Source organism: Enterobacter sp. 01-M-02-SI-ECC (assembly GCF_047530595.1).
In the GTDB taxonomy this organism is placed as follows: Bacteria; Pseudomonadota; Gammaproteobacteria; order Enterobacterales; family Enterobacteriaceae; genus Enterobacter; species Enterobacter cloacae_M.
On the sequence record NZ_JBLKCZ010000006.1, the window covers coordinates 134,564 to 155,550 of the forward strand.

The 20,987-nt window shown below is 53.1% G+C and carries 23 protein-coding genes; 8 read left to right on the plus strand and 15 right to left on the minus strand.

Annotation, left to right across the window (positions count from 1 at the left end; genetic code table 11):
• Positions 1–56 precede the first annotated feature (56 nt).
• Positions 57–1,727, plus strand: a complete 1,671-nt coding sequence (ligB, locus tag ACMWLG_RS10835; protein ID WP_045400343.1) for an NAD-dependent DNA ligase LigB — start codon at positions 57–59, stop codon at positions 1,725–1,727.
• Between the two features lie 2 nt (positions 1,728–1,729).
• Here ligB and ACMWLG_RS10840 read toward each other — a convergent pair whose 3' ends face one another.
• Both ACMWLG_RS10840 and ACMWLG_RS10845 read right to left on the minus strand, forming a co-directional pair.
• On the minus strand, positions 1,730–2,347 hold the full coding sequence (locus ACMWLG_RS10840; protein WP_023334014.1) for a trimeric intracellular cation channel family protein: 618 nt from the start codon (positions 2,345–2,347) through the stop codon (positions 1,730–1,732).
• Between the two features lie 205 nt (positions 2,348–2,552).
• The gene (locus ACMWLG_RS10845; protein WP_023309886.1) at positions 2,553–3,416 is read right to left on the minus strand and encodes a YicC/YloC family endoribonuclease; all 864 of its coding nucleotides are present in this window, start codon (positions 3,414–3,416) and stop codon (positions 2,553–2,555) included.
• Positions 3,417–3,541: 125 nt separating this feature from the next.
• On the opposite strand from ACMWLG_RS10845, the gene rph reads away from it, so the two are divergent.
• Together rph and pyrE are read left to right on the plus strand one after the other, a co-directional pair.
• Positions 3,542–4,258, plus strand: a complete 717-nt coding sequence (gene rph / locus ACMWLG_RS10850) for a ribonuclease PH (protein ID WP_010426431.1) — start codon at positions 3,542–3,544, stop codon at positions 4,256–4,258.
• A gap of 67 nt (positions 4,259–4,325) precedes the next feature.
• Positions 4,326–4,967, plus strand: a complete 642-nt coding sequence (gene pyrE / locus ACMWLG_RS10855) for an orotate phosphoribosyltransferase (protein ID WP_045400340.1) — start codon at positions 4,326–4,328, stop codon at positions 4,965–4,967.
• A gap of 40 nt (positions 4,968–5,007) precedes the next feature.
• On the opposite strand, the gene slmA is transcribed toward pyrE, so the two are convergent.
• The 3 genes from slmA to coaBC form a co-directional block, all read right to left on the minus strand.
• Positions 5,008–5,604, minus strand: coding sequence for a nucleoid occlusion factor SlmA (slmA, locus tag ACMWLG_RS10860; RefSeq protein WP_008502690.1), 597 nt, complete (start codon positions 5,602–5,604; stop codon positions 5,008–5,010).
• A gap of 120 nt (positions 5,605–5,724) precedes the next feature.
• On the minus strand, positions 5,725–6,183 hold the full coding sequence (gene dut / locus ACMWLG_RS10865; RefSeq protein ID WP_008502691.1) for a dUTP diphosphatase: 459 nt from the start codon (positions 6,181–6,183) through the stop codon (positions 5,725–5,727).
• The gene (gene coaBC / locus ACMWLG_RS10870) at positions 6,161–7,372 is read right to left on the minus strand and encodes a bifunctional phosphopantothenoylcysteine decarboxylase/phosphopantothenate--cysteine ligase CoaBC (RefSeq protein WP_087823747.1); all 1,212 of its coding nucleotides are present in this window, start codon (positions 7,370–7,372) and stop codon (positions 6,161–6,163) included. The genes dut and coaBC overlap by 23 nt, the downstream gene beginning before the upstream one ends.
• Before the next feature lie 170 nt (positions 7,373–7,542).
• On the opposite strand from coaBC, the gene radC reads away from it, so the two are divergent.
• The 4 genes from radC to mutM all read left to right on the plus strand — a co-directional run bounded on the left by radC (position 7,543) and on the right by mutM (position 9,738).
• Entirely contained in the window at positions 7,543–8,211 is a 669-nt protein-coding gene (gene radC / locus ACMWLG_RS10875; RefSeq protein ID WP_023309889.1) for a RadC family protein, read from the plus strand.
• A gap of 218 nt (positions 8,212–8,429) precedes the next feature.
• Complete coding sequence (gene rpmB / locus ACMWLG_RS10880) at positions 8,430–8,666, plus strand: 50S ribosomal protein L28 (RefSeq protein ID WP_002436699.1); 237 nt, start codon at positions 8,430–8,432, stop codon at positions 8,664–8,666.
• Positions 8,667–8,688: 22 nt separating this feature from the next.
• Positions 8,689–8,856: a 50S ribosomal protein L33 gene (rpmG, locus tag ACMWLG_RS10885; RefSeq protein WP_003024094.1), complete on the plus strand. Its 168-nt coding sequence runs from the start codon at positions 8,689–8,691 to the stop codon at positions 8,854–8,856.
• 72 nt (positions 8,857–8,928) lie between these two features.
• A complete protein-coding gene (gene mutM / locus ACMWLG_RS10890) occupies positions 8,929–9,738 on the plus strand; it encodes a bifunctional DNA-formamidopyrimidine glycosylase/DNA-(apurinic or apyrimidinic site) lyase (protein ID WP_045400338.1) in 810 nt (269 codons plus the stop codon).
• Between the two features lie 2 nt (positions 9,739–9,740).
• On the opposite strand, the gene coaD is transcribed toward mutM, so the two are convergent.
• From coaD to rfaQ, 7 genes are all read right to left on the minus strand, one after another.
• Positions 9,741–10,220, minus strand: a complete 480-nt coding sequence (gene coaD / locus ACMWLG_RS10895; RefSeq protein ID WP_023334018.1) for a pantetheine-phosphate adenylyltransferase — start codon at positions 10,218–10,220, stop codon at positions 9,741–9,743.
• A gap of 3 nt (positions 10,221–10,223) precedes the next feature.
• Positions 10,224–10,994: a glycosyltransferase family 2 protein gene (locus ACMWLG_RS10900; RefSeq protein ID WP_045400335.1), complete on the minus strand. Its 771-nt coding sequence runs from the start codon at positions 10,992–10,994 to the stop codon at positions 10,224–10,226.
• Positions 10,994–12,268, minus strand: a complete 1,275-nt coding sequence (waaA, locus tag ACMWLG_RS10905) for a lipid IV(A) 3-deoxy-D-manno-octulosonic acid transferase (protein ID WP_045400332.1) — start codon at positions 12,266–12,268, stop codon at positions 10,994–10,996. The genes ACMWLG_RS10900 and waaA overlap by 1 nt, the downstream gene beginning before the upstream one ends.
• A gap of 66 nt (positions 12,269–12,334) precedes the next feature.
• A complete protein-coding gene (locus ACMWLG_RS10910; RefSeq protein WP_045400329.1) occupies positions 12,335–13,324 on the minus strand; it encodes a glycosyltransferase in 990 nt (329 codons plus the stop codon).
• 11 nt (positions 13,325–13,335) lie between these two features.
• Positions 13,336–14,436 carry a glycosyltransferase gene (locus ACMWLG_RS10915; RefSeq protein WP_045400325.1) on the minus strand — a complete coding sequence of 367 codons (1,101 nt, stop codon included), beginning with the start codon at positions 14,434–14,436 and terminating at the stop codon, positions 13,336–13,338.
• Between the two features lie 2 nt (positions 14,437–14,438).
• Complete coding sequence (locus ACMWLG_RS10920) at positions 14,439–15,566, minus strand: glycosyltransferase family 4 protein (protein WP_045400323.1); 1,128 nt, start codon at positions 15,564–15,566, stop codon at positions 14,439–14,441.
• The gene (rfaQ, locus tag ACMWLG_RS10925) at positions 15,563–16,633 is read right to left on the minus strand and encodes a putative lipopolysaccharide heptosyltransferase III (protein WP_072254618.1); all 1,071 of its coding nucleotides are present in this window, start codon (positions 16,631–16,633) and stop codon (positions 15,563–15,565) included. Before rfaQ ends, ACMWLG_RS10920 begins: the two co-directional genes overlap by 4 nt.
• A gap of 150 nt (positions 16,634–16,783) precedes the next feature.
• Here rfaQ and ACMWLG_RS10930 point away from each other — a divergent pair, with 150 nt between their 5' ends.
• On the plus strand, positions 16,784–17,740 hold the full coding sequence (locus ACMWLG_RS10930) for a polysaccharide deacetylase family protein (protein WP_045620758.1): 957 nt from the start codon (positions 16,784–16,786) through the stop codon (positions 17,738–17,740).
• 23 nt (positions 17,741–17,763) lie between these two features.
• On the opposite strand, the gene ACMWLG_RS10935 is transcribed toward ACMWLG_RS10930, so the two are convergent.
• From ACMWLG_RS10935 to ACMWLG_RS10945, 3 genes are read right to left on the minus strand one after another with little or no spacing between them, the layout of a single operon-like run.
• The gene (locus tag ACMWLG_RS10935; RefSeq protein WP_045400318.1) at positions 17,764–18,975 is read right to left on the minus strand and encodes an O-antigen ligase family protein; all 1,212 of its coding nucleotides are present in this window, start codon (positions 18,973–18,975) and stop codon (positions 17,764–17,766) included.
• On the minus strand, positions 18,963–19,871 hold the full coding sequence (locus tag ACMWLG_RS10940; RefSeq protein ID WP_045400315.1) for a glycosyltransferase family 2 protein: 909 nt from the start codon (positions 19,869–19,871) through the stop codon (positions 18,963–18,965). The genes ACMWLG_RS10935 and ACMWLG_RS10940 overlap by 13 nt, the downstream gene beginning before the upstream one ends.
• Before the next feature lie 5 nt (positions 19,872–19,876).
• Positions 19,877–20,986, minus strand: coding sequence for a glycosyltransferase family 9 protein (locus ACMWLG_RS10945; RefSeq protein ID WP_045400312.1), 1,110 nt, complete (start codon positions 20,984–20,986; stop codon positions 19,877–19,879).
• Between the last annotated feature and the right edge of the window lies 1 nt (position 20,987).

Genomic DNA, 20,987 nt, shown 5'->3' on the forward strand with positions numbered 1-20,987 from the left:
TTAGCGTTGTTTCAGGCATCCGGGTATACCTCCTGCAATGCAAAGGAGGGGTAGCGATGTGGCGATGGATAAGCGGGTTAATGCTGTTGTGGTGTGGCTATGGCGCGGCAGTGTGTCCGGTGTGGTCGCAGGCAAAAGCAGAAAAAGAGATGGCGTCGTTAAGCGCGCAAATCAAAGGCTGGGATGAGGCCTACTGGAAGCAGGGCGTGAGCGAGATCAGCGACGAGGTTTACGACCAGCTTCACGGGCGGTTAACGCTGTGGCAGCGCTGTTTTGGCAGCGAGCCTTCAGAAGAGAAACTCCCGGCGCTGGTGGGAAGCGTAAAACATCCTGTTGCCCATACGGGTGTACATAAAGTGGCCAGCAAAGAGGAGTTGAGACAGTGGATGCGTGCCCGACAGCATCTGTGGATGCAGCCGAAAGTTGACGGTGTGGCGGTGACGCTGGTCTATCGCAACGGAAAGTTAACCCAGGCTATCAGTCGCGGTGATGGCCTGAAAGGGGAAGACTGGACCGGGAAGGTGCGTTTAATCCCGTCTGTTCCGCAAAAGCTCACCGGCGCGCTGGCGAATAGCGTCTTACAGGGCGAGCTTTTCTGGTTACGCGACAATCACATTCAGCAGCAGATGGGCGGAATGAACGCTCGCGCAAAGGTGGCAGGGGCGATGATGCGGCAAAAGGATAACTCGTTATTGAGCAAGATCGGCGTATTCATCTGGGCCTGGCCGGACGGACCGAAAGATATGCGTACCTCTTTAGCTGAACTGTCTCAGGCCGGTTTTACGCTGTCGGCACGGTATACGCTACCCGCCGAATCTGTCGATGCCGTCGAGAAGCAGCGCGCGGCCTGGCACGTGACCGCATTACCCTTTGCCACGGATGGGATTGTGGTGCGTTCGGAGGATGAACCCGCGGGTGAAGAGTGGTTACCGGGAGAAGGCAGCTGGGTTGTCGCGTGGAAATATCCTCCCGCAGCCCAGGTTGCAGAGGTGAGTGATATTCATTTTTCCGTGGGGCGCACGGGCAAAATTTCCGTTGTAGCAGCGCTGGAGCCCGTACAACTGGATGATAAACAGGTGCAGCGGGTGAGTCTGGGCTCGGTTGGGCGCTGGCAGAATCTGGATATTGCTCCAGGGGATCAGATACAGATCAGCCTGGCCGGGCAGGGTATCCCCCGGTTTGATAAGGTGCTCTGGCGCGGAACGGACAGACATAAACCAGAGCCACCGGCCTCACGCTATCATGCTCTTAGCTGTTTCTATGCTTCACCGGAGTGTATGGAGCAGTTCTTTGCCCGGCTGACCTGGCTCAGTTCAAAGCAGGTACTTGATATTGAAGGAGTAGGCGAGTCAGGCTGGCGAACCCTCTGGCAGGCGCATCATTTTGAACATCTCTTTTCATGGCTGTTATTAACGCAGGCGCAGCTGCAGGCTACACCGGGGTTTTCCTCAGCACGCGGGCTGGCGCTCTGGCACCGATTTAATCTGGTGCGCGAGAAGCCGTTTATCCGCTGGCTCATGGCAATGGGTGTGCCATTGACCCAGGCTTCGCTGAAGGCGATGGGAGACATATCGTGGCAGAAGATGAGCGGGCGCAACGCAAAGGACTGGCAGACCCTGCCGGGAACAGGAGAGGAGAAAGCGCGACAAATCGTTAACTGGATTCACGCCCCTCAGATAGATGTGCTGGCGAAATGGCTCGCTGAACAGCACATCAACGGGTTCTGAAGCTAGTGGGCGCTGTGTTTGTAATGAAAAACGGGCAGCCCGAGCTTCAGACGCAGCGCCAGCATGCGGGCCGTAAAGCCAAACAGCAGCGTTGAGATGACCACCACGTCATGGTTTGAAACGTAATGCTGCAGAGCGATATAGAGCACCGCTGCCGCAAAGGAGATGCCGGCATACAGCTCTTTTTGAAAGACCAGGGGGATGCGTTTGCAGAACATATCGCGCAGCACACCGCCGAATACGCCCGTGACCACGGCGGCGATGGTGGCGATAACCGGTCCTTCCCCCATATCGAGCGCGATTTGTGCGCCGATGATCGAAAAGACAATCAGCCCCAGCGCATCAAGCACCAGAAACAGGCGGCGAAGATGGGGCATAACGGGCGCCACTATGGTGGTTAACACGGCGGCCGTCGCCACAATAATCACGTACTCAGGGTGTTTAACCCAGCCGAGCGGGTAATGGCCAAGCAGAATATCGCGCACGGAACCGCCGCCCAGTGCGGTCGCCGTAGCAATAATGATCACGCCGAAGGTGTCCATACGGCGACGTCCGGCGGCAAGCGCGCCGGTCATGGCTTCTGCGGTGATGCCAATGAGATAAAGGATGTGAAGCAGCATATACCCTCCGGTGTGAACGTGGGGGAGGTTAGCGATTTGTGCGCAAGATCACGATTGAGATTTTCTAAGGCGAGTCAGTTTGCCCTATAAATTTTTATCAAGTTCTATAGAGAAAGCTTGATGGAGGGCGGTAAAGCGAAAAAATTGCCGTTGTGATGGATTAGAAATAGTAATGGGTGGTGCGGTCGACACCACCCGAAAAGCATTATTCGATATTCTGGATTTGCTCGCGCATCTGCTCAATCAGCACTTTCAGCTCAATCGCTGAATTCGTCACTTCTGCATTGATCGATTTAGACGCCAGGGTGTTCGACTCGCGGTTGAACTCCTGCATCATAAAGTCCAGACGGCGGCCCACAGCTTCTTTCTTCTTCAGAATGTTGTAGGTTTCTTTAACGTGCGCTTCCAGACGGTCCAGCTCTTCAGCGACATCAATACGCTGCGCCATCAGCACCAGCTCTTGTTCCAGACGGGTGTTTTCCAGCTGAACTTCGGCTTCTTCCAGTTTGGCGACAAGGCGCTCGCGCTGCCATTGCAGCACTTCTGGCATATGGGTGCGGACTTTCGCTACTTCGGTGCTCACGCCTTCAAGGCGCTGCTCAATCATCGCTTTCAGCGCCTGGCCTTCGGTTTCGCGGGCAACGATAAAGTCGTCCAGCGTGCCGTCGAGGGCTGCCAGGATTTCAGCGGCAATAGCATCCAGATCCTGCTCACCGGCCGCCATGACGCCAGGCCAGCGCAGAATATCAACCGGGTTGATTTCGCCTTCATCGCTCTGCATTTTGACCCAGTTCGCTGCATTCACGAGCTGTTTCGCCAGTTTTTCGTTGAGGATGAGCTCGCCCTGTGCGCTGGCATCGGGCTCAAAGCGCAGGTTACATTCCACTTTTCCGCGCGTCAGACGCGTACGGATACGTTCACGTACGACAGGCTCAAGGCTGCGGAACTGCTCCGGCATACGGAAATACGTTTCCAGGTAACGCTGGTTTACCGAGCGCATTTCCCATGTGGCGCTACCCCAGCTACCCTTGATTTCACGCCGGGCGTAGGCGGTCATACTGCGGATCATAGACATTCCCGTTTTTAAAGGAGAGATGGGGGGATTATAGCTTTCGGGGGCTTCTCAGGATAGGAATAAGCGTCCTTTATCCGTATAATGCGCAGCCACATTCGTTTCAAGCCGGAGAATCCATCATGCGTCCATCAGGTCGTAGCGCCAATCAGGTGCGTCCCGTCACCCTGACCCGTAACTATACAAAACACGCTGAAGGCTCCGTGCTGGTTGAGTTTGGTGACACTAAAGTGCTGTGCACCGCCTCCATCGAAGAAGGCGTTCCGCGCTTCCTGAAAGGTCAGGGCCAGGGCTGGATCACCGCTGAATACGGCATGCTGCCGCGTGCGACCCATACCCGTAACGCCCGTGAAGCGGCGAAGGGTAAGCAGGGCGGGCGTACCATGGAGATTCAACGTCTGATCGCGCGTGCGCTGCGCGCCGCCGTTGACCTGAAAATCCTCGGCGAATTCACCATTACTCTCGATTGCGACGTGATTCAGGCTGACGGCGGTACGCGTACGGCGTCGATTACCGGTGCCTGCGTGGCGCTGGCCGATGCCCTGAACAAGCTGGTTGCGGCCGGCAAGCTGAAAACCAACCCAATGAAAGGCATGGTTGCGGCGGTTTCTGTCGGTATCGTTAATGGTGAAGCGCTTTGCGATCTGGAATACGTTGAAGATTCCGCAGCAGAAACCGACATGAACGTGGTGATGACCGAAGACGGTCGCATCATTGAGGTGCAGGGCACGGCAGAAGGCGAGCCGTTCACCCACGAAGAACTTCTCTCCCTGCTGGCGTTGGCCCGAGGGGGAATCGAATCCATTGTAACGACGCAGAAAGCGGCGTTAGAAAATTGATTTTAAAGGCGACCAATGAGTCGCCTTTTTTTTGCCTGTAAGACAGAAAAACCAAAGGAGCAAATCCATGAAATCGTATCAGCGCCAGTTTATTGAGTTTGCGCTTAACAAGCAGGTACTTAAGTTTGGCGAATTTACGCTGAAATCCGGGCGTAAGAGTCCCTATTTCTTCAACGCCGGGCTGTTTAATACCGGGCGCGATCTGGCACTGTTAGGCCGTTTCTATGCCGAAGCGCTGGTGGATTCCGGGATTGATTTTGACCTGCTGTTTGGCCCGGCCTACAAAGGCATTCCGATTGCGACCACCACCGCGGTGGCGCTGGCGGAACACCATGACCGCGACGTGCCCTACTGCTTTAACCGCAAAGAGGCTAAAACCCACGGCGAAGGCGGGAATCTGGTCGGCAGCCCGCTGCAGGGCCGCGTCATGCTGGTCGATGACGTAATCACCGCGGGCACGGCGATCCGCGAATCGATGGAAATTATCCAGGCCAACGCTGCGACGCTGGCTGGCGTGCTGATTTCGCTGGATCGTCAGGAGCGTGGCCGTGGCGAGATTTCCGCTATTCAGGAAGTGGAGCGTGACTATAACTGCAAAGTGACGTCGATTATTACCCTGAAAGAGCTGATTGCGTATCTGGAAGAGAAGCCTGAAATGGCGGACCATCTGGCAGCGGTAAAAGCGTATCGCGAAGAGTTCGGGGTGTAATTAAATTGCCCGGTGGCGTTACGCTTACCGGGCTTACAGATTACTGCAACTGAGCAGCCACTAACGGCCAGCGGGCGTCAAAATCGTCCGTTGGACGGTATTTAAATTCGCTACGCACAAAGCGGGAGAGCATCCCTTCACAAAACGCCAGTATCTGGCTCGCCAGCAGAGTCTCATCAATACTGTAACCTTCGCCTTCACGCATTTTCTTCTCGCGCAGAACCTGGCGCAATTGCGCTTCAATACGCTCGAAAAGCTGGTTAATGCGGCCCTGCAGTCTGTCCTGTTCAAACATCAGCGCGTGGCCGGTGAGAATGCGGGTTAAGCCCGGATTGCGTTCACCGAAGCCCAGGATTAACAGCACAATCAGACGCAGACGCGCGGTGGTGTCTTTTTCGTCTTTCAGAATCAGGTTGATGCGCGTAATCAGGCTGTCTTCAATAAACTCGATCAGGCTGTCGAACATCCGGGTCTTGCTCGGGAAATGACGGTACAGCGCCGCCTCAGACACGCCTACAGAGGCGGCCAGTTTAGCGGTGGTGATGCGTTGACTGCCATCGCTGGATTCAAGCATCAGAGCCAGAGATTGAAGTATTTCTTCGCGACGATTCCTTTTCGCAGTTTGTTTTTCTGCCATGTTACAAAATACCCCTGAAAATAAGCACTTGCCAGGCTGGCATCCACACAGCGACCGCAAACGGGCGTTTGCGGTTTGTTATTGCATTATAACGCTGTGAGATACGTGTCTTTCGGGCCGTTATTTGCGCCCGGAATGGCCGAAGCCGCCTTCGCCACGGTCGGTGGCGTCAAAGTCTGCCACCAGGTTAAATTCTGCCTGTACCACCGGTACAAAGACCATCTGGGCGATACGCTCGCCCGGTTCAATGGTGAAGCTGTCCTGACCGCGGTTCCAGACGGAGACCATCAGCTGACCCTGGTAGTCGGAGTCGATCAGGCCCACCAGGTTACCCAGCACAACGCCGTGCTTATGGCCCAGACCAGAACGCGGCAGGATCACCGCTGCCAGAGACGGGTCAGCAATGTGAATTGCCAGGCCAGTTGGAACCAGGGTAGTGGCACCCGGAGCCAGTTCTACGGCGTCATCGAGACAGGCGCGCAGGTCAAGACCGGCAGAACCGGAGGTGGCATAGGTTGGCAGCGGGAATTGCTCGCCAACACGCGGGTCCAGAATCTTAACGTCGATTTTTTTCATCATAACGGGTAACGATCTCGTCCAGTAATTGTTGGCCCAGGAGTTCCTTGCGCTCAAGCGGTAAGACTTTATCTCCATCCTGCCAGAAAAGGTGCAGTGCGTTGCTGTCGCTGTTAAATCCTTGTGTGGCCAGCGATACGTCGTTCGCGCAAATCAAATCGAGGTTTTTGCGGGTACGTTTTTGCCGGGCATATTCTTCCACATTATTCGTTTCTGCGGCAAACCCAACAACGTATGGACGATGGCTTTTTAGTGCGGCGACGCCGGCAACAATGTCCGGGTTTTTCACCATTTTTAGTGTTAATTCATCGCCTTGCTTTTTAATTTTAGCCTCGGCGATCGTCTCGGCACGATAGTCTGCGACGGCCGCACAGCCGATAAAAATCTGCTGGCTTTGCGCATGTGCCTGCACGGCGGCTTCCATCTCCAGCGCGGTAGTCACGTCAATTCGCTTCACAAACGCAGGGGTAGGCAGCGATACCGGGCCGCTCACCAGCGTGACGTTCGCGCCACGCCTTGCGGCGGCGGCGGCAATCGCGAAGCCCATTTTGCCGGAGCTGTGGTTGGTGATGTAGCGCACCGGATCCAGCGGCTCGCGCGTGGGGCCCGCGGTAATCATGATGTTGAGATGTTGCAGATCGTTGACAGGCGAAAAATGGGCAGCGGCCATATCAACAATCGTCAGCGGATCAAGCATGCGACCCGGGCCAACGTCGCCGCAGGCCTGGCTGCCGCTGTCCGGACCCCAGATAAGCAGGCCGCGTGAGGCCAGCGTCTCGAGATTGTGCTGGGTGGCCGCGTTACGGTACATCTGCTGGTTCATGGCAGGAACGACGGCAACTGGAGCTGGCGTGGCCAGACAAATGGTGGAGACCAGATCGTTTGCCATACCGGCCGCCACCCGAGCGATTAAATCAGCCGTGGCGGGGGCGAGGATAACCAGGTCTGCCCATTTACCCAGCTCAATATGGCCCATGGCGGCTTCGGCGGCCGGATCGAGCAGGCTGTCAGATACCGGGTATCCTGAAACGGCCTGCAGGCTCAGAGGAGTGATAAAGGCTTTACCGCCTTCGGTTATCGCGACCCGCACGTCAGCTCCGCGCTCGCGCAGACGACGCACCAGCTCCGGCGCTTTATAAGCAGCAATGCCGCCGCTCACGCCAAGAACGATTTTTTTACCGGCCAGGCTCATCATGATTCTTTCCTGTTGGGTTTCACCAGAGAGCGGGCATTTTATCACAATCCCCAAAGCGGAGTGATTTTGTACTTCGTCCACTTTGCGAGGCGCTACGCAAGAACGCAATGTGGCCGTCGAGCGACGGATTGGCCTGTGGCAGCATGAGGTTAAAAAGGAGAAAGAGCATGGAAGAAGAGGATGAGGAGCTGCTGCCGCGCGAAAAACTGCTGCGCTATGGCGTCACCCTGTTAAAAGACGATGAACTATTGGCGCTCTTTTTACGTACCGGCACGCCCGGAAAAACGGTATTTACGCTGGCAAAAGAGCTGATAGCACATTTCGGTTCACTGTACGGTTTATTGACCGCCGACCTGGCGCAGTTTAAGCACGTTGAGGGAATTGGCGTGGCGAAATATGCCCAGCTGAGGGGCATTGCTGAACTTGCCCGCCGTTTTTACAATGTCCGCATGGAGAAGGAAGATCCGATCCTGACGCCAGAAATGACGCGTGAATTCCTGCAGAGCCAGTTAACCGATATTGAACGCGAGATCTTTATGGTGATCTTTGTCGATAACAGAAATCGGGTGCTGAAACATAGCTGTCTCTTTGCGGGCACGTTGAGCCACGTTGAGGTGCATCCGCGTGAAATTGTGCGGGAAGCGATAAAAGTGAATGCAGCGGGCGTGATCCTCGCGCATAATCACCCCTCTGGCTGTGCAGAACCGAGCAGAGCGGACAAAGAAATCACCGAACGCATTATCAAATGCTGTCAATTCATGGACATTCGTGTGCTGGACCATCTGATAATTGGCCGCGGTGAGTACATTTCTTTCGCAGAACATGGCTGGATTTAGGCTATTTCTCGCGATCCGTCGGGATCTTTGTCTGTTCGGGACTTGAGCACACCGCCGAGTCAGCGTATACTACGCCACCTTTGAGAATCTCGGGTTTGGCATTTGGGCCTGGCAATCGAGAGTTCACTTAGAACTATGCGATGACCGGGCTGTAAAGCCTGACGAGGCGCCGATACCCCATACGAAGCTCGAGCTAATTTGATTTTTGGAGAATAGACATGTCCCGAGTCTGCCAAGTTACTGGCAAGCGTCCGGTGACCGGTAACAACCGTTCCCACGCACTGAACGCGACTAAACGCCGTTTCCTGCCGAACCTGCACTCTCACCGTTTCTGGGTTGAGAGCGAGAAGCGTTTTGTCACCCTGCGCGTATCTGCTAAAGGTATGCGTGTAATCGATAAGAAAGGCATCGATACAGTTCTGTCCGAACTGCGTGCCCGTGGCGAAAAGTACTAAGTACTTAAAGAGGAAATAAATCATGGCTAAAGGTATTCGCGAGAAAATCAAGCTGGTTTCTTCTGCTGGTACAGGTCACTTCTACACCACCACGAAGAACAAACGTACTAAGCCGGAAAAACTGGAACTGAAAAAATTCGATCCAGTTGTACGCCAGCACGTACTGTACAAAGAAGCTAAAATCAAATAATTTTAGTCTCCTTGTATCGAAAAACCCCGCAACTGCGGGGTTTTTTGCATTCTGAATCTCAACGGAGGAACCATGCCTGAATTACCTGAGGTAGAAACCAGCCGTCGCGGCATTGAGCCCCATCTGGTCGGCGCAACGATTCTTCACGCGGTGGTCCGCAATGGACGTCTGCGCTGGCCGGTGTCCGATGAGATCCATACTCTGAGCGATAAACCCGTCCTTAGCGTACAGCGTCGCGCGAAATACCTGCTGCTGGAGCTGCCCGACGGCTGGATTATTATCCACCTGGGAATGTCCGGGAGCCTGCGCATTCTTACCGAAGAACTGCCTGCGGAAAAGCATGACCATGTCGATCTGGTGATGAGCAACGGCAAAGTGCTCCGTTACACCGACCCACGGCGCTTTGGCGCGTGGCTGTGGACGAAGGAGCTGGAAGGGCATAACGTGCTGGCGCATCTGGGCCCGGAGCCGCTCTCAGACGCGTTTAACGCGGAATACTTCAAGGCGAAGTGTGCGAAGAAGAAAAGCCCGATTAAGCCCTGGCTGATGGATAACAAGCTGGTGGTCGGCGTGGGGAATATCTACGCCAGCGAATCGCTGTTTGCGGCCGGGATCCATCCCGATCGGCTGGCCTCTTCGCTGTCTGCGCAGGAGTGCGAGCTGCTGGTCCGGGTGATTAAAGCCGTATTACTTCGCTCGATTGAGCAGGGCGGGACAACGTTGAAGGACTTCCTGCAAAGTGACGGCAAGCCGGGCTATTTTGCCCAGGAGCTGCAGGTGTATGGCCGTAAAGGCGAACCGTGCAGAGTCTGCGGCACGCCAGTGATTGCCACGAAGCACGCCCAGCGCGCCACGTTCTACTGCCGTCAGTGCCAGAAATAAGGTTACTTTAGCTTTTCCATCAATGCCTGGTGGACGTTAGTCGGCAGGAAATGTGTGACGTCGCCGTGATGACGCGCCACCTCTTTTACCAGAGTAGAAGAGATAAACGACCACTCTTTGGAGGGCATCAGGAAAACGCTCTCCAGCTCCGGCATCAGGTGGCGGTTCATGTGCGCCAGCTGCATCTCATACTCGAAGTCTGCCACCGCGCGTAAACCACGGATAAGAATGTTTGCCTGCTGAGCGCGGGCGAAGTTAGCCATCAGGTCGCTAAACCCGACCACCTCAACATTCGGCAGGTGCGAAATGGCATCGGTGGCGAGCTGTACGCGCTCGTTGAGGTCAAACATCGGCTTTTTGCTGGGGCTGGCGGCAATGGCCAGGATCACCTTGTCGAACATGCACGCCGCACGGGTGATGATATCAAGATGACCGTTGGTGATAGGATCGAAGGTACCCGGATAAATCGCTTTTGTGCTCATGGCTCACGTTTTCTCTGAGTAGCCGCGGCAGAGCGCCCACAGCTCGGTGTATTTGTTGAAAGTATACTGGGCATTCACTACCGCGAGTAACCAGCCCTGCTTGCCGTCCAGCACGCCACCACGCAGCAGCAGCGTTTTCAGAAACGCGCCCAGCGTGTGGGTGAAGATTCCCGTCAGCGAGGCCTTCTTGCCGCGCTGGTGACGCTCCTGCGCCCATGCGGTGGCATAGTTGAGCTGTTTACGCTGGAAGCTCGCGAAATCACGGCAGGTCAGGTGCAGCAAATCGCCCTTCAGGGGGATGACCTGAGCGCTATCGCAGCTCAGGGATTCATGCACCAGATTGTCGTTGTACTGATACCGCTCGCGCTCGTAGAGGCGCATCACGCGGTCAGGATACCAGCCGCTGTGGCGCATAAAACGGCCAAGGAAGTAGTTGCGGCGGGCAATGCTGTACACGGCGCCAGGCTGGGGCGAGGAAAGTACAGCCTGAATGGCCTGCTGAAGCTCCGGCGTGATGCGTTCGTCGGTGTCGAGCATCAGGACATAATCACCTGTGGCATACCCCTGTGCGCGCTGGCGCTGGATGCCGTAGCCTTGCCAGTCAGCGTCGACAAAGACGTTTGCGCCCGCTGCCCGGGCAAGATCCACCGTGTTATCCGTACTTCCGGAGTCAAGAATGACTATCTCGTCAGCCCAGGCAACCGACGCCAGGCAATCCGGAAGCAGGTCGGCGGCGTTTTTGGCGATCATGACGACCGACAGACGCGTTGACATCAGTGGCTCCGCTGGGGCAGATAAGGTTGCAGAAGCTGCAGCAGTCGGGTCAGTGCGCCCTGGTTCTGGTGCAGCACTTCGACGGCATGACGCCCGTACCACAGGCGATAATCTTCGTCAGTCAGAAGGGTCGATACCTCTTTAACCACCGAATCCGCATCGGTCACGGTAATTAAACCATCGGCCTGCTGTAATTTCGCGCAGATATCTTTGAAGTTAAACGTGTGCGGCCCCATCAGTACCGGAATGGCGTGGGCTGCCGGCTCCAGCGGGTTATGACCGCCGCGCTCCACCAGGCTGCCACCGACAAACGCGAGGTCAGCGATTCCGTACAGCAACATCAGCTCGCCCATCGTGTCGCCAATCACCACCTGGGTGCTGCCGGAAGGGATTTCACCGCTGCTGCGCAGCGTGAAGCTGAAGCCGCCTTTCTGAACCATTTCACGGGCATCTTTAAAACGCTCCGGATGGCGAGGCACGAGGATCAGCAGTAAATCAGGGAATTTTTCCAGCAGCTTGCGGTGAGCCTGCAGGATGATCTCTTCTTCGCCATCATGGGTACTGGTCGCAATCCAGACCTGACGACGCGGGGCCCACTGGCGACGCAGCGTGATCGCACGGGCGGCGAGTTCAGGGGTAACGGAAATATCGAACTTCAGGCTGCCCGTTACCGCAAGCTGGTTGCGTTTCAGGCCCAGAGAGATAAAGCGCGCCGCGTCCTCTTCGTTCTGCGCGGCAATCAGCGTGATTTTGCCCAGCAGGCGGCGCATAAATTTACCCAGCTTGCCGTAACCTATCGCCGAGCGCTCTGACAGGCGCGCGTTGGCAATGACCAGCGGGATTTTACGGGCATGCAGAGCGGAAATCATGTTCGGCCACAGTTCGGTTTCCATCACGATCACCAGCTTCGGGCGAACGGTGTTGAGGAAACGATTCATGGCGCAGGGCAGATCGTAAGGCAGATAGACGTGCTGCACGTCTTTGCCGAAAGCGGATAACGCGCGCTCCGAGCCGGTTGGCGTCATCGTCGTGACGGTGATTGGCAGCGAAGGGTAGCGGTGACGCAGGGCGCGAACCAGCGGGATCGCCGCCAGCGTTTCACCGACAGAAACGGAATGCAGCAAAATACCGTCCGGTACGACTTTATTGCGGCAGAAGCCATAGCGTTCAGCCCAGCGTTTACGATACGCAGGCGCTTTCCGGCTACGAAGCAACAGTCTCAGCCACACCAGTGGCTGAATGATGTAGAGCAGAGCGGTATACAACAATTCCAAGCGATTATCCGTTTTTTTAGTTTCGGCGGGCAAATTCTAAGCATTTAGGCCAGGTAAAGCTATCTCTTATGCCAGATACCGTTTCAAACGGAAATAACGTCGACCCAGCCGCCAGCGCAGACGCGGATTTTTTGCACTTTTCCAGATGAGTTTCCAGATGCCTGTTTCGAAGAACTCTTTAATAATCATTGATTTCTTCTTCTCATCCTTCATGTTGTCGAAGGTGTGAATAATGCCCAACCCCTCTTTGGCAATTTGCCAGTGGCAGGCAGGGATCCCTTTCACTTTATCCGGGTAGCGCTGATTGATGGCGTCGAGCATCTGCAGGATTTTCATGTAGTGACGCGCGGAGCGAATTAGCGTGTCGTCATTGTCCGGCATATGAGACACCGATGCAGAGTGAATGTAGTAGTCGTAATAACGTTCACTGGTGTACTGAACCCGCTCTGCCGCAAGCAGCACTTCGGTGGTCCACGGAATATCCTGATGGCGCAGGCCGGGTTCGAAATGGAAACTGTGTTTACGGATAAAGTCGTGGCGATAGATGTTCAGCCAGGTGACGTGAAGGAATTTACGTGAATCCAGCGCCATTTTTAACCACGCAGGGCCAGCCATGACCCCTGTGGAAGCCAGTTTGTCTTCAGGGAAGATCGGGCGTGAGGGTTTCTTGTTGTTCTCCCAGACGTAGTTCCCGTTACAGGTGGCGACATCCAGATCCTGCGTGACGGCCATATCCAGCAGGCGCTGGTACATGCCGGGTTTAAAGACATCATCAATATCCGGGAAAGAGAGATATTGACCCGTCGCAACGGCCAGACCGGTGTTACGCGCGATGGATACGCCCTGGTTTTGCTGTTCTATAACCTGCATCTGCGGTAGTTTTTCTCGCCATTTTTCGACGATCTCCATCGAGCGGTCAGTAGAGCCGTCATTGACAATGATGACTTCCATGCTGTCGATGCGTTGATTGACAAGGCAGGTAAAGAACTGATCCAGGAAAGCTTCACCGTTATAAACGGCAACCACCACGCTTAACAATGGGGCAGAATTTTGCATAAGAAACCTGATTATTTTTGATTGTCGACCAGAGCAATATATTGCTGGCAAATGGCACTGATACCGAACGACGCGATGGTTGCATCGCCAACGACCGGCGGGGCGGTATAAATATCCGCCAGCGTTTTTGCCAGTGACGCGTCATTTAACTCTGCCAGCCCGCGCGCTAAGGCTCCGGTGAGGATTTCAGCAGGGCCTCCGGGGCAATTTGTACTGACCGGTGGCGTCTGGCAGATAATGGCTTCGACCAGCACATTACCAAAACCTTCGCAGTCAGAACTTAACACTAAAAGGCGTGCCCCTTTAATCCAGGGATAGGGATTGGAGTCGAACGGGCGGAAAACCGTTTTGTTTTCAATACCCAGCTCGGCTGCAAGCTGCTTGAGTTTGCGAATTTGAGCGTCAGAGCCATTGCCCATCATGACCAGCGTGGTGTCAATTTTGCTCAGGGCGAACGCACGTAAGAGTCGGTCGTGGCGTTTGTGCTCATGGAAGCGGCCAACATGAATAATGTAATCCTTTCCCTGCATTTCGAAAGGCGCATCCGCCAGACGCTGAATTTCAGGAATATCAAAAGGATTATGGATAACCGCTTTGCGTCGAAGATTGAGCGCCAGCGTCTCGGAAAGATCTTTCAACACGGCGCCTGAGACGGCGACAACGTTGCGGTTTTCGTAGGTATGACGAATTTTAAGATGTTTAAACCAGCGCGAAAGTCCGCTGCGATGGCGAAGATAGGAAAACGAGAACATGCCATGCACGCAGAACCAGACTTTGTCACGTTCCAGCGCGCGGCAGTGCGCCACAATGCGGTCTGTCTTGTGCAGGTGAGAGAACACCACATCAAATTTGCCGCTGCGCTCAGCTCGCTCAATCGCCTGATCAAGCAGTTGGGCGCGGCGTGGGATCTCCGTCAGCTTTCGCCACGGTTTTTTACATGTGTCCTGAACAACCTGATAATCGATGCCTTCCGGGATGGCGTAGTCGCACACTTTCCGCAGAGAGAATAGAGAGACCTGATGCCCCATTTCTATTAACCCGCGGGAGAGTGTAAGAACCGTTTTTTCGGCTCCTCCACCGGGTAAACCATCAATAATCATTAGGATGCGCATTTTTAATCCAGTAATTTTTGATAAAGCGTAATAAGCTGACTTGATAGTTTTTCGGGAGTGGCGTCTTTTACACGTTCACGTGCCGCTCGTCCCATATTGTTATTTTTTTCCAGTGAAGGGATAGCGGCTACCGCTTCCTTCAATGTACTGATATCAAGTGCGTCACAATAAAATCCGTTCTGGCCTTGTTGAATAAATTCTGCACCACCGCAACTCTCTGAAGTAATGACGGGCAAGCCGCAGGCCATCGCTTCAAGAATGACGTTAGGAAAGGGATCATACAGCGTTGGCAACAGTAAACCATCGGATAGCTGATAAAAAGGCAGAGTTTCTTTTTGCATCCCCAGGAAACGGATTTGCCCCTCGCAGCCTAACGAACGGGCGAGGTCGCGGTAACGACGTTCTGCTTTATCTTGCCCAACCACAATCAGCCAGGCAGATGTTCCAGCAATAGCGCGTATGGCGCTGGCTAATCCTTTTCGTTCAAACCCTGAGCCTACAAAACAGAACACAACGGCATCGGCTGGCAAACCAAATTGTTGGCGCAAAATCGCACGCTGTGCCTCCTGGGCCGGAACGAAGCGGCTGGAATCAATAGAATTATAAATCACATGAATTTTCTTTGCGTCAATATTAAAGTCTTCAACGATTTCGCGTTTGATCATCTCCGCATTACAGATTACGGCTTTTAACTCAGGCGCCTGATACATTTCCCGTTCCGCACGCATCACATAGCGGTGATAGCGGTCATACATCAGCATTTGCGCGCGCCAGGCAGGTAAAATGCGCGCGCGCTGCAGCAGCCAGCGACGATGCACCCCATCACCCGCGCGATAAATATCACACCCCGGGATGCGCTCATGGCTTTGAACAATATCAAACTGCTGTTGCTGCCACAGCGCGCGCGCGGCCTGTGCAAATCCGCGTTCTCGACTGATACGGCCCCATTTCTGAGGGTTGCAAATGTGGATATGCCAGTCGTCTTGCTTCTCTCCCTGCCACTCGCGCGTGATGACGTTTAGCTCAAGGTTCTGATTGCTCAGCGCGGTGAGGGCGCGCGAAACGAAGCGTTCTGCTCCGCCATCAGGGCGATACTTTTGGCGAACAATGGCCAGGCGATTGGGTTTCATGACAGATATCTCCTTGCGGCGGAGACGACAGCATCAACGGGAATGGCGTCGAGATAGCGTTCTTTCGTTTTGGTATCAATGGCATCCGGATCGGGTAGCGGGCCGTAATCGCCGGCCCAGATCACTTCCCCTTTAACCTGCCACGGTGACCAGAACGTCAGTTTTGATGGACCAAACAATGCCACGCAGGGCGTTTGAAGCGCGGCGGCCATATGCATAGGAACGGAGTCAACGCCAATAAAAAGACGCGCATGATCGATGAGTGAGGCCAGCTGGCGCAACGTTAGCTGGCCCGCCAGAGAGACGACCCCCGTCTTCGGCGAGGCGGCGAGAATGCGATCGATCATCGCCAGCTCTTTTTTATCCGGCCCCGCGGTGAGCACAACCGTATGGCCCTCCTGCTGCAGTGCAGAAATGGTTTGCGCCATTTTGTCTTCGCTCCAGCATTTAAAGAACCAGCGGGACGTCGGCTGGATCACGATGTAGCTGTCGCCAACACCCGTCTGCGTCAGTCTTTGACGGGCATGATCCCAGTCTTCTGCGGTGTAGGCCATGGTGACGGCAGGCTGCGGCGCGACAGGTAATGGCCCCAGAATGGAGAGATTCTGCTCGACCGTATGCAGGGATTTGTGGCCGTCGACAGAGACCAGATCGGTGTGACAAAAACGCCAAAAGGCACTATTGCGTTTGTTAAACGCAAATCCGAGGCGAACGGGTGCGCCGGTAAAACGAGTGACGATCGCGCTACGCCATTGATCGGCCAGGTTAATGACCAGATGATAATGCTGATTTCTTAACGCACACAGTAGCTGCCACTCTTTTTGAAGATGCTTCAGCGTGCCCAGCTGCTTCCATTTACGATCGATTCCATAAATTGTACCGATCGCCGGATGCGCGGCGAGCATATCGCGCGTTTCTTCATACAGCAGGACATCAATTTGCGCCTGCGGCCATTTTTGACGTAATGAATCAACGACGGGAGTGGTCAGCAACATGTCGCCATGATGGCGGAGTTTGATAAGTAAAATGCGCAAATCAGGTGTGTCAGGTAAGTTATTCATCATCATCTTATCGGCGTTGTACTGATGGCAATTCTAATAGACCTGATAGCGACTTGCACTCTTTCTCCATAATCTCAGGAATTTCCCTGGAAGGGTTTACTCATGCTTTGGAGAGTGCGTAACATAGCGCTAACTTTCCTGTCTTGCGGACTCATTATGAACAAACCAGCGTTTATCATCACAATTGATACTGAGGGCGATAATCTCTGGCAAAATCACCGCGTCATTAAAACGGAAAATGCGCGCTATCTGGCGCGGTTCCAGACGCTTTGTGAGCGTTTCGGTTTTAAGCCCGTGTGGCTGACCAATTACGAGATGGCGATCGAACCCGTTTTCATTGAATTCGCCAGGGACGTGATTGGCCGCGGTCAGGGCGAGGTGGGAATGCACCTTCACGCCTGGAATAGCCCACCGGAACACGATCTCACGGGAGACGACTGGCGCTGGCAGCCTTATTTAATTGAATTTTCGGATGAGGTGATGCGCGAGAAAGTGCTGTTCATGACCCGCCTGCTGGAAGAGACATTCCAGACCAAAATGTTAAGCCACCGTGCCGGGCGTTGGGCATTTGACAGTCGCTACGCAAAATTGCTCGTTGAACTGGGTTACCAGGTTGATTGCTCCGTGACGCCGCGGGTGAACTGGCGCAATGCGAAAGGTGCGCCGCAGGGTAATGGCGGAACGAATTACCAGCATTTCCCCGACCACGCCTATTTTATCGATTTAGATAATATTTCCCGGGCGGGCAATAGCCCACTACTCGAAGTGCCGATGAGCATCCAGTATAAACACCCGGCCTGGTTGAACACGATCAAACAGGGTTACGACAGGCTTCGCGGTAAATACCGCTCACCCTCTGTGAACTGGCTAAGACCGTCCGGTGGGAATGCGGCGCAGATGATTCAGGTCGCACAGCAATGTCTGTCGCAGGGAAGTGAGTACGTGGAGTTTATGCTTCATTCGTCGGAATTTATGCCGGGCGGAAGCCCCACGTTTAAAGATGAGGCGGCGATTGAAGGGTTGTATCAGGATTTAGAAACGCTCTTTAGCTGGTTGTCTGATAAGACAGTAGGAATGACGCTGGCGGAGTTTTATCAATACAAGAAAAAATAATGCCCGCGACGCGGGCATTATCATTAGCGTTGCCTGGTTTGCGAAAAAGGTGTACTCAGCGCAAACACGGTGACAAAGAAGATTAAGGCTTCTGAACTCAACAATATGACATCCGTCAGGCCATAGAGTAATAAAAGAAGCATGGTCGTCAGCAGCAGGCCATTCCTGTTTTTAAGTGCGTAAACGATAATCGATATATAGAAAAAGAATAATATCACCAGCCCGGGGATCCCTTGCAGAGAATATTTTTCAATAAACTCATTATGTAGATGCACCCTGATATAATCGAGTGCGGATGCAAGATGTGGATGTCCATTTTTCACATATTGCTGTGTCCATACTTCACGGTCTTCAACTGACTGCCCTAAAGGATGGGCAAGGCCATTTTGAATACCAACACTCCACATAGAAAAACGTGCGCCGAGTGAAGTTGCATCATTGCCTTTTTGATAACTTTCAACTTCAGTTTGTGTTTGTTGTAACTTGGGTAAAATTAATGGCTTGTAGCTAACGATAGCAATACCCGCCACAATACATAAGAAAATCAGCGTTGATTTAAGGTGTATTCTTTTGAAGTGATAAAGCGTGAGTACAATCGCCAGGATCAAATATAATCCCATTGCGGCACGCGTGCCCGTTAGAAGAATAACAAAATAAGATATTAAGATGATGAGTCCTGCGGCTACATACAGTTTTATATTTTTCTGTAGATAAAGGCTGTATACAAACGCCAGCGACAGTACAGAGTAAACATAGGCCGACACGGTCGCACGGTTTATGGCCATCTCAATACGTCCCATACCCTGTGATGCCTGCCATAAGCCATAACCAGTGGCAAGTATAACCCCTGCACCAGAGGCGTATAAAAAATATTTCTGGAAGGAAGCTTTATCAATATAAGACTTAAACCGGTCAAGGTAAAAAATGAGAATACTTGCGAGAATCAACTTTTTACTTGCACCGAGATAATCGCTATAAGCGTTCAGACCTTCGCTATGATATTCATACACCAGATACCAGCCAAGATTGAGCAACCCAATTAGTAGAATCGGTAAGGCGATAGAAAAAGGACGCACTGTGATTTTTTTATATTCGCACGCTAAGCCGATAATGCTGGCATAAATCGCAATATAGAAAAACTCTCGCTGCTTACCAGAACTCAGCAGCGCCAGCGCGAGCGAAATAAGGCTCATAATCAGCGTAAGCTGATAAAGTCGCAGTTTTACTTTTTCCATAATGCCTCAATAACCCTTTTTTTGTAGCTGAAACGTACATCTCTTGAGAAGAAGAAAGAGAGAGAATAAAGTGCATTGACCCGCTGTTTGACCAGTTTGAGTTGCAGGTCAGTCAGATGCTGCCGGTGGTTACGGTAGATATCAAACCAGTGACAATTAACAAGATGCTGAAAAGAACGAGGGAATGTTTTTTCCATCTGTAATGTGCATTCAACCAGCGTAGCGATTTTAGTGGCGTCGAGACGGCTCGACAAACTGTCGCTACGTTTGATGTAATAATAGTGTCCCTGACGCTGATAAACGATTTTACTCGATTGCACCAGCATGCCGGGAAATACGGCGAAATCTTCATAGCAAACCATCGAAGGAATCGGGTTATCTACATACAATTTCCGATGAATGAATTGCCCGATGAGGTGTGCCTGAAAATCTTTGTGCTGCAGGAATCGCTTTATTGCCTCATGCTGTGACAAAGCAACAGGAGAGAACCCCTGCCACTCGGCTGTAATTTTTTTTGTGTCGCGAATTTCCAGCAGGCGCGTCAGAAGCATATCAGGGCGCTCTGTTTTGAGAAACGCCACGGCGTCCCTGATGCTGCCTGGTTTCAATCGGTCATCGCTATCCAGCATGGTAATGTATTCGCCTGAGGCCAGCGAGAGGGCACTGCTTCGAACATGACCGACGTTACGGTACTCAACGTATCGGGATTGCGCATTCGGAAACGCTGGCAGCCACGCCTCGATAATATCCTGTGTAGAGTCATTGGAACTGTCGTTAAAGATAATGATCTCTACATCATCGCCCGCACCTTCAATCGCGTTTTGCAGGCTTTCTAGCGTTGTGTGAAGCGTCTCTTTGGCGTTATGCGCGGCAATAATGATGCTTAGAAAAGCCATAAAAATTATTTTCCCTGAGCATCAAAGGAGTATGCGGTTGCGTTAATTGTTGGTAGCTCACAGATGAAATGTTTAAGTTCACGCAGCGATTCGTCTGTTACAGCGAAGAGTTCTTCCCGGCTCTGTGAGAAGTAATATCGTGTTTCAAAAACATATGAGCAAATGTTGTCATCATTACCAATCAGCAATACGTTGCCCAGCGGACGCTGTTCATAGTGGCAACAAGGCCCGAACAGTAAGATTACCGGCACGCCTACCGCATCGGCAATGTAGACATTCCCCGAGTCAGACGCGATATAGCAATCCATTTTAGAAATGGCCCACGGCAGCTCTTCAAGCGAGATTTTGCCAATCAGATTAATAAAGTTGGGCAGTTCACCGTAAGCGCGGGTGATATCATCCATCCACGATTGTTCATTCGGGGCGCCAAACACATAAAATTCGCAGGGCAGGTCGGCGAGACGATCGGCAATTTGCTTCCAGATGACCGGCGGAACGGTTTTCGCTTTATTTCCCGCGGCTACGCTGATGCCAATGCGGATCACGCCGGGTTTATCGAGGATTGCCGGATAGGTCGCCGGTTTGAAAAGCGGCTTTGTGGCGTGCTTTGGCGAGTCTTTCCAGGTTAAGGTGCGATCGGCCAGTTTGAGATAGTTCGTTACCGACAGCGTCTTTCTGCCGTGTTCAACAGTGCCGTCTGCCGTTGCATAGAAAATACCGTGATACCATCTGCGCGTGTAAGTGCTTAAAAACTGTTTGTTTTTAGCGTTACATACGGAGGCGAAAAAGAGGTTCACGCTGTTGGGTTGCAGGAGATAGACATTGTCATAGCGGTTCATTATCCGGCAGGCAAAGACCAGCTTTCGACACAGGCTACGCTTATGCTGGTCGATAAAAAAAATCTTATCGATCGTCTCATCATGCTTTGCCAGCGCACCCACGCTACGACTGATGAGCACGTCGCTTTTTTGCAGGTACGCCAGAAGGGGCGTTGCATTAACAAAATCGCCGATTTTTGCTGTCTGAATGACCAGGTTTTTACCCGTCTCTTTGCGGAACAGCTTCCGGATAAGCTTCACCGGAAAGAGTAAAATCAGCAGAAATACGTAACTCATG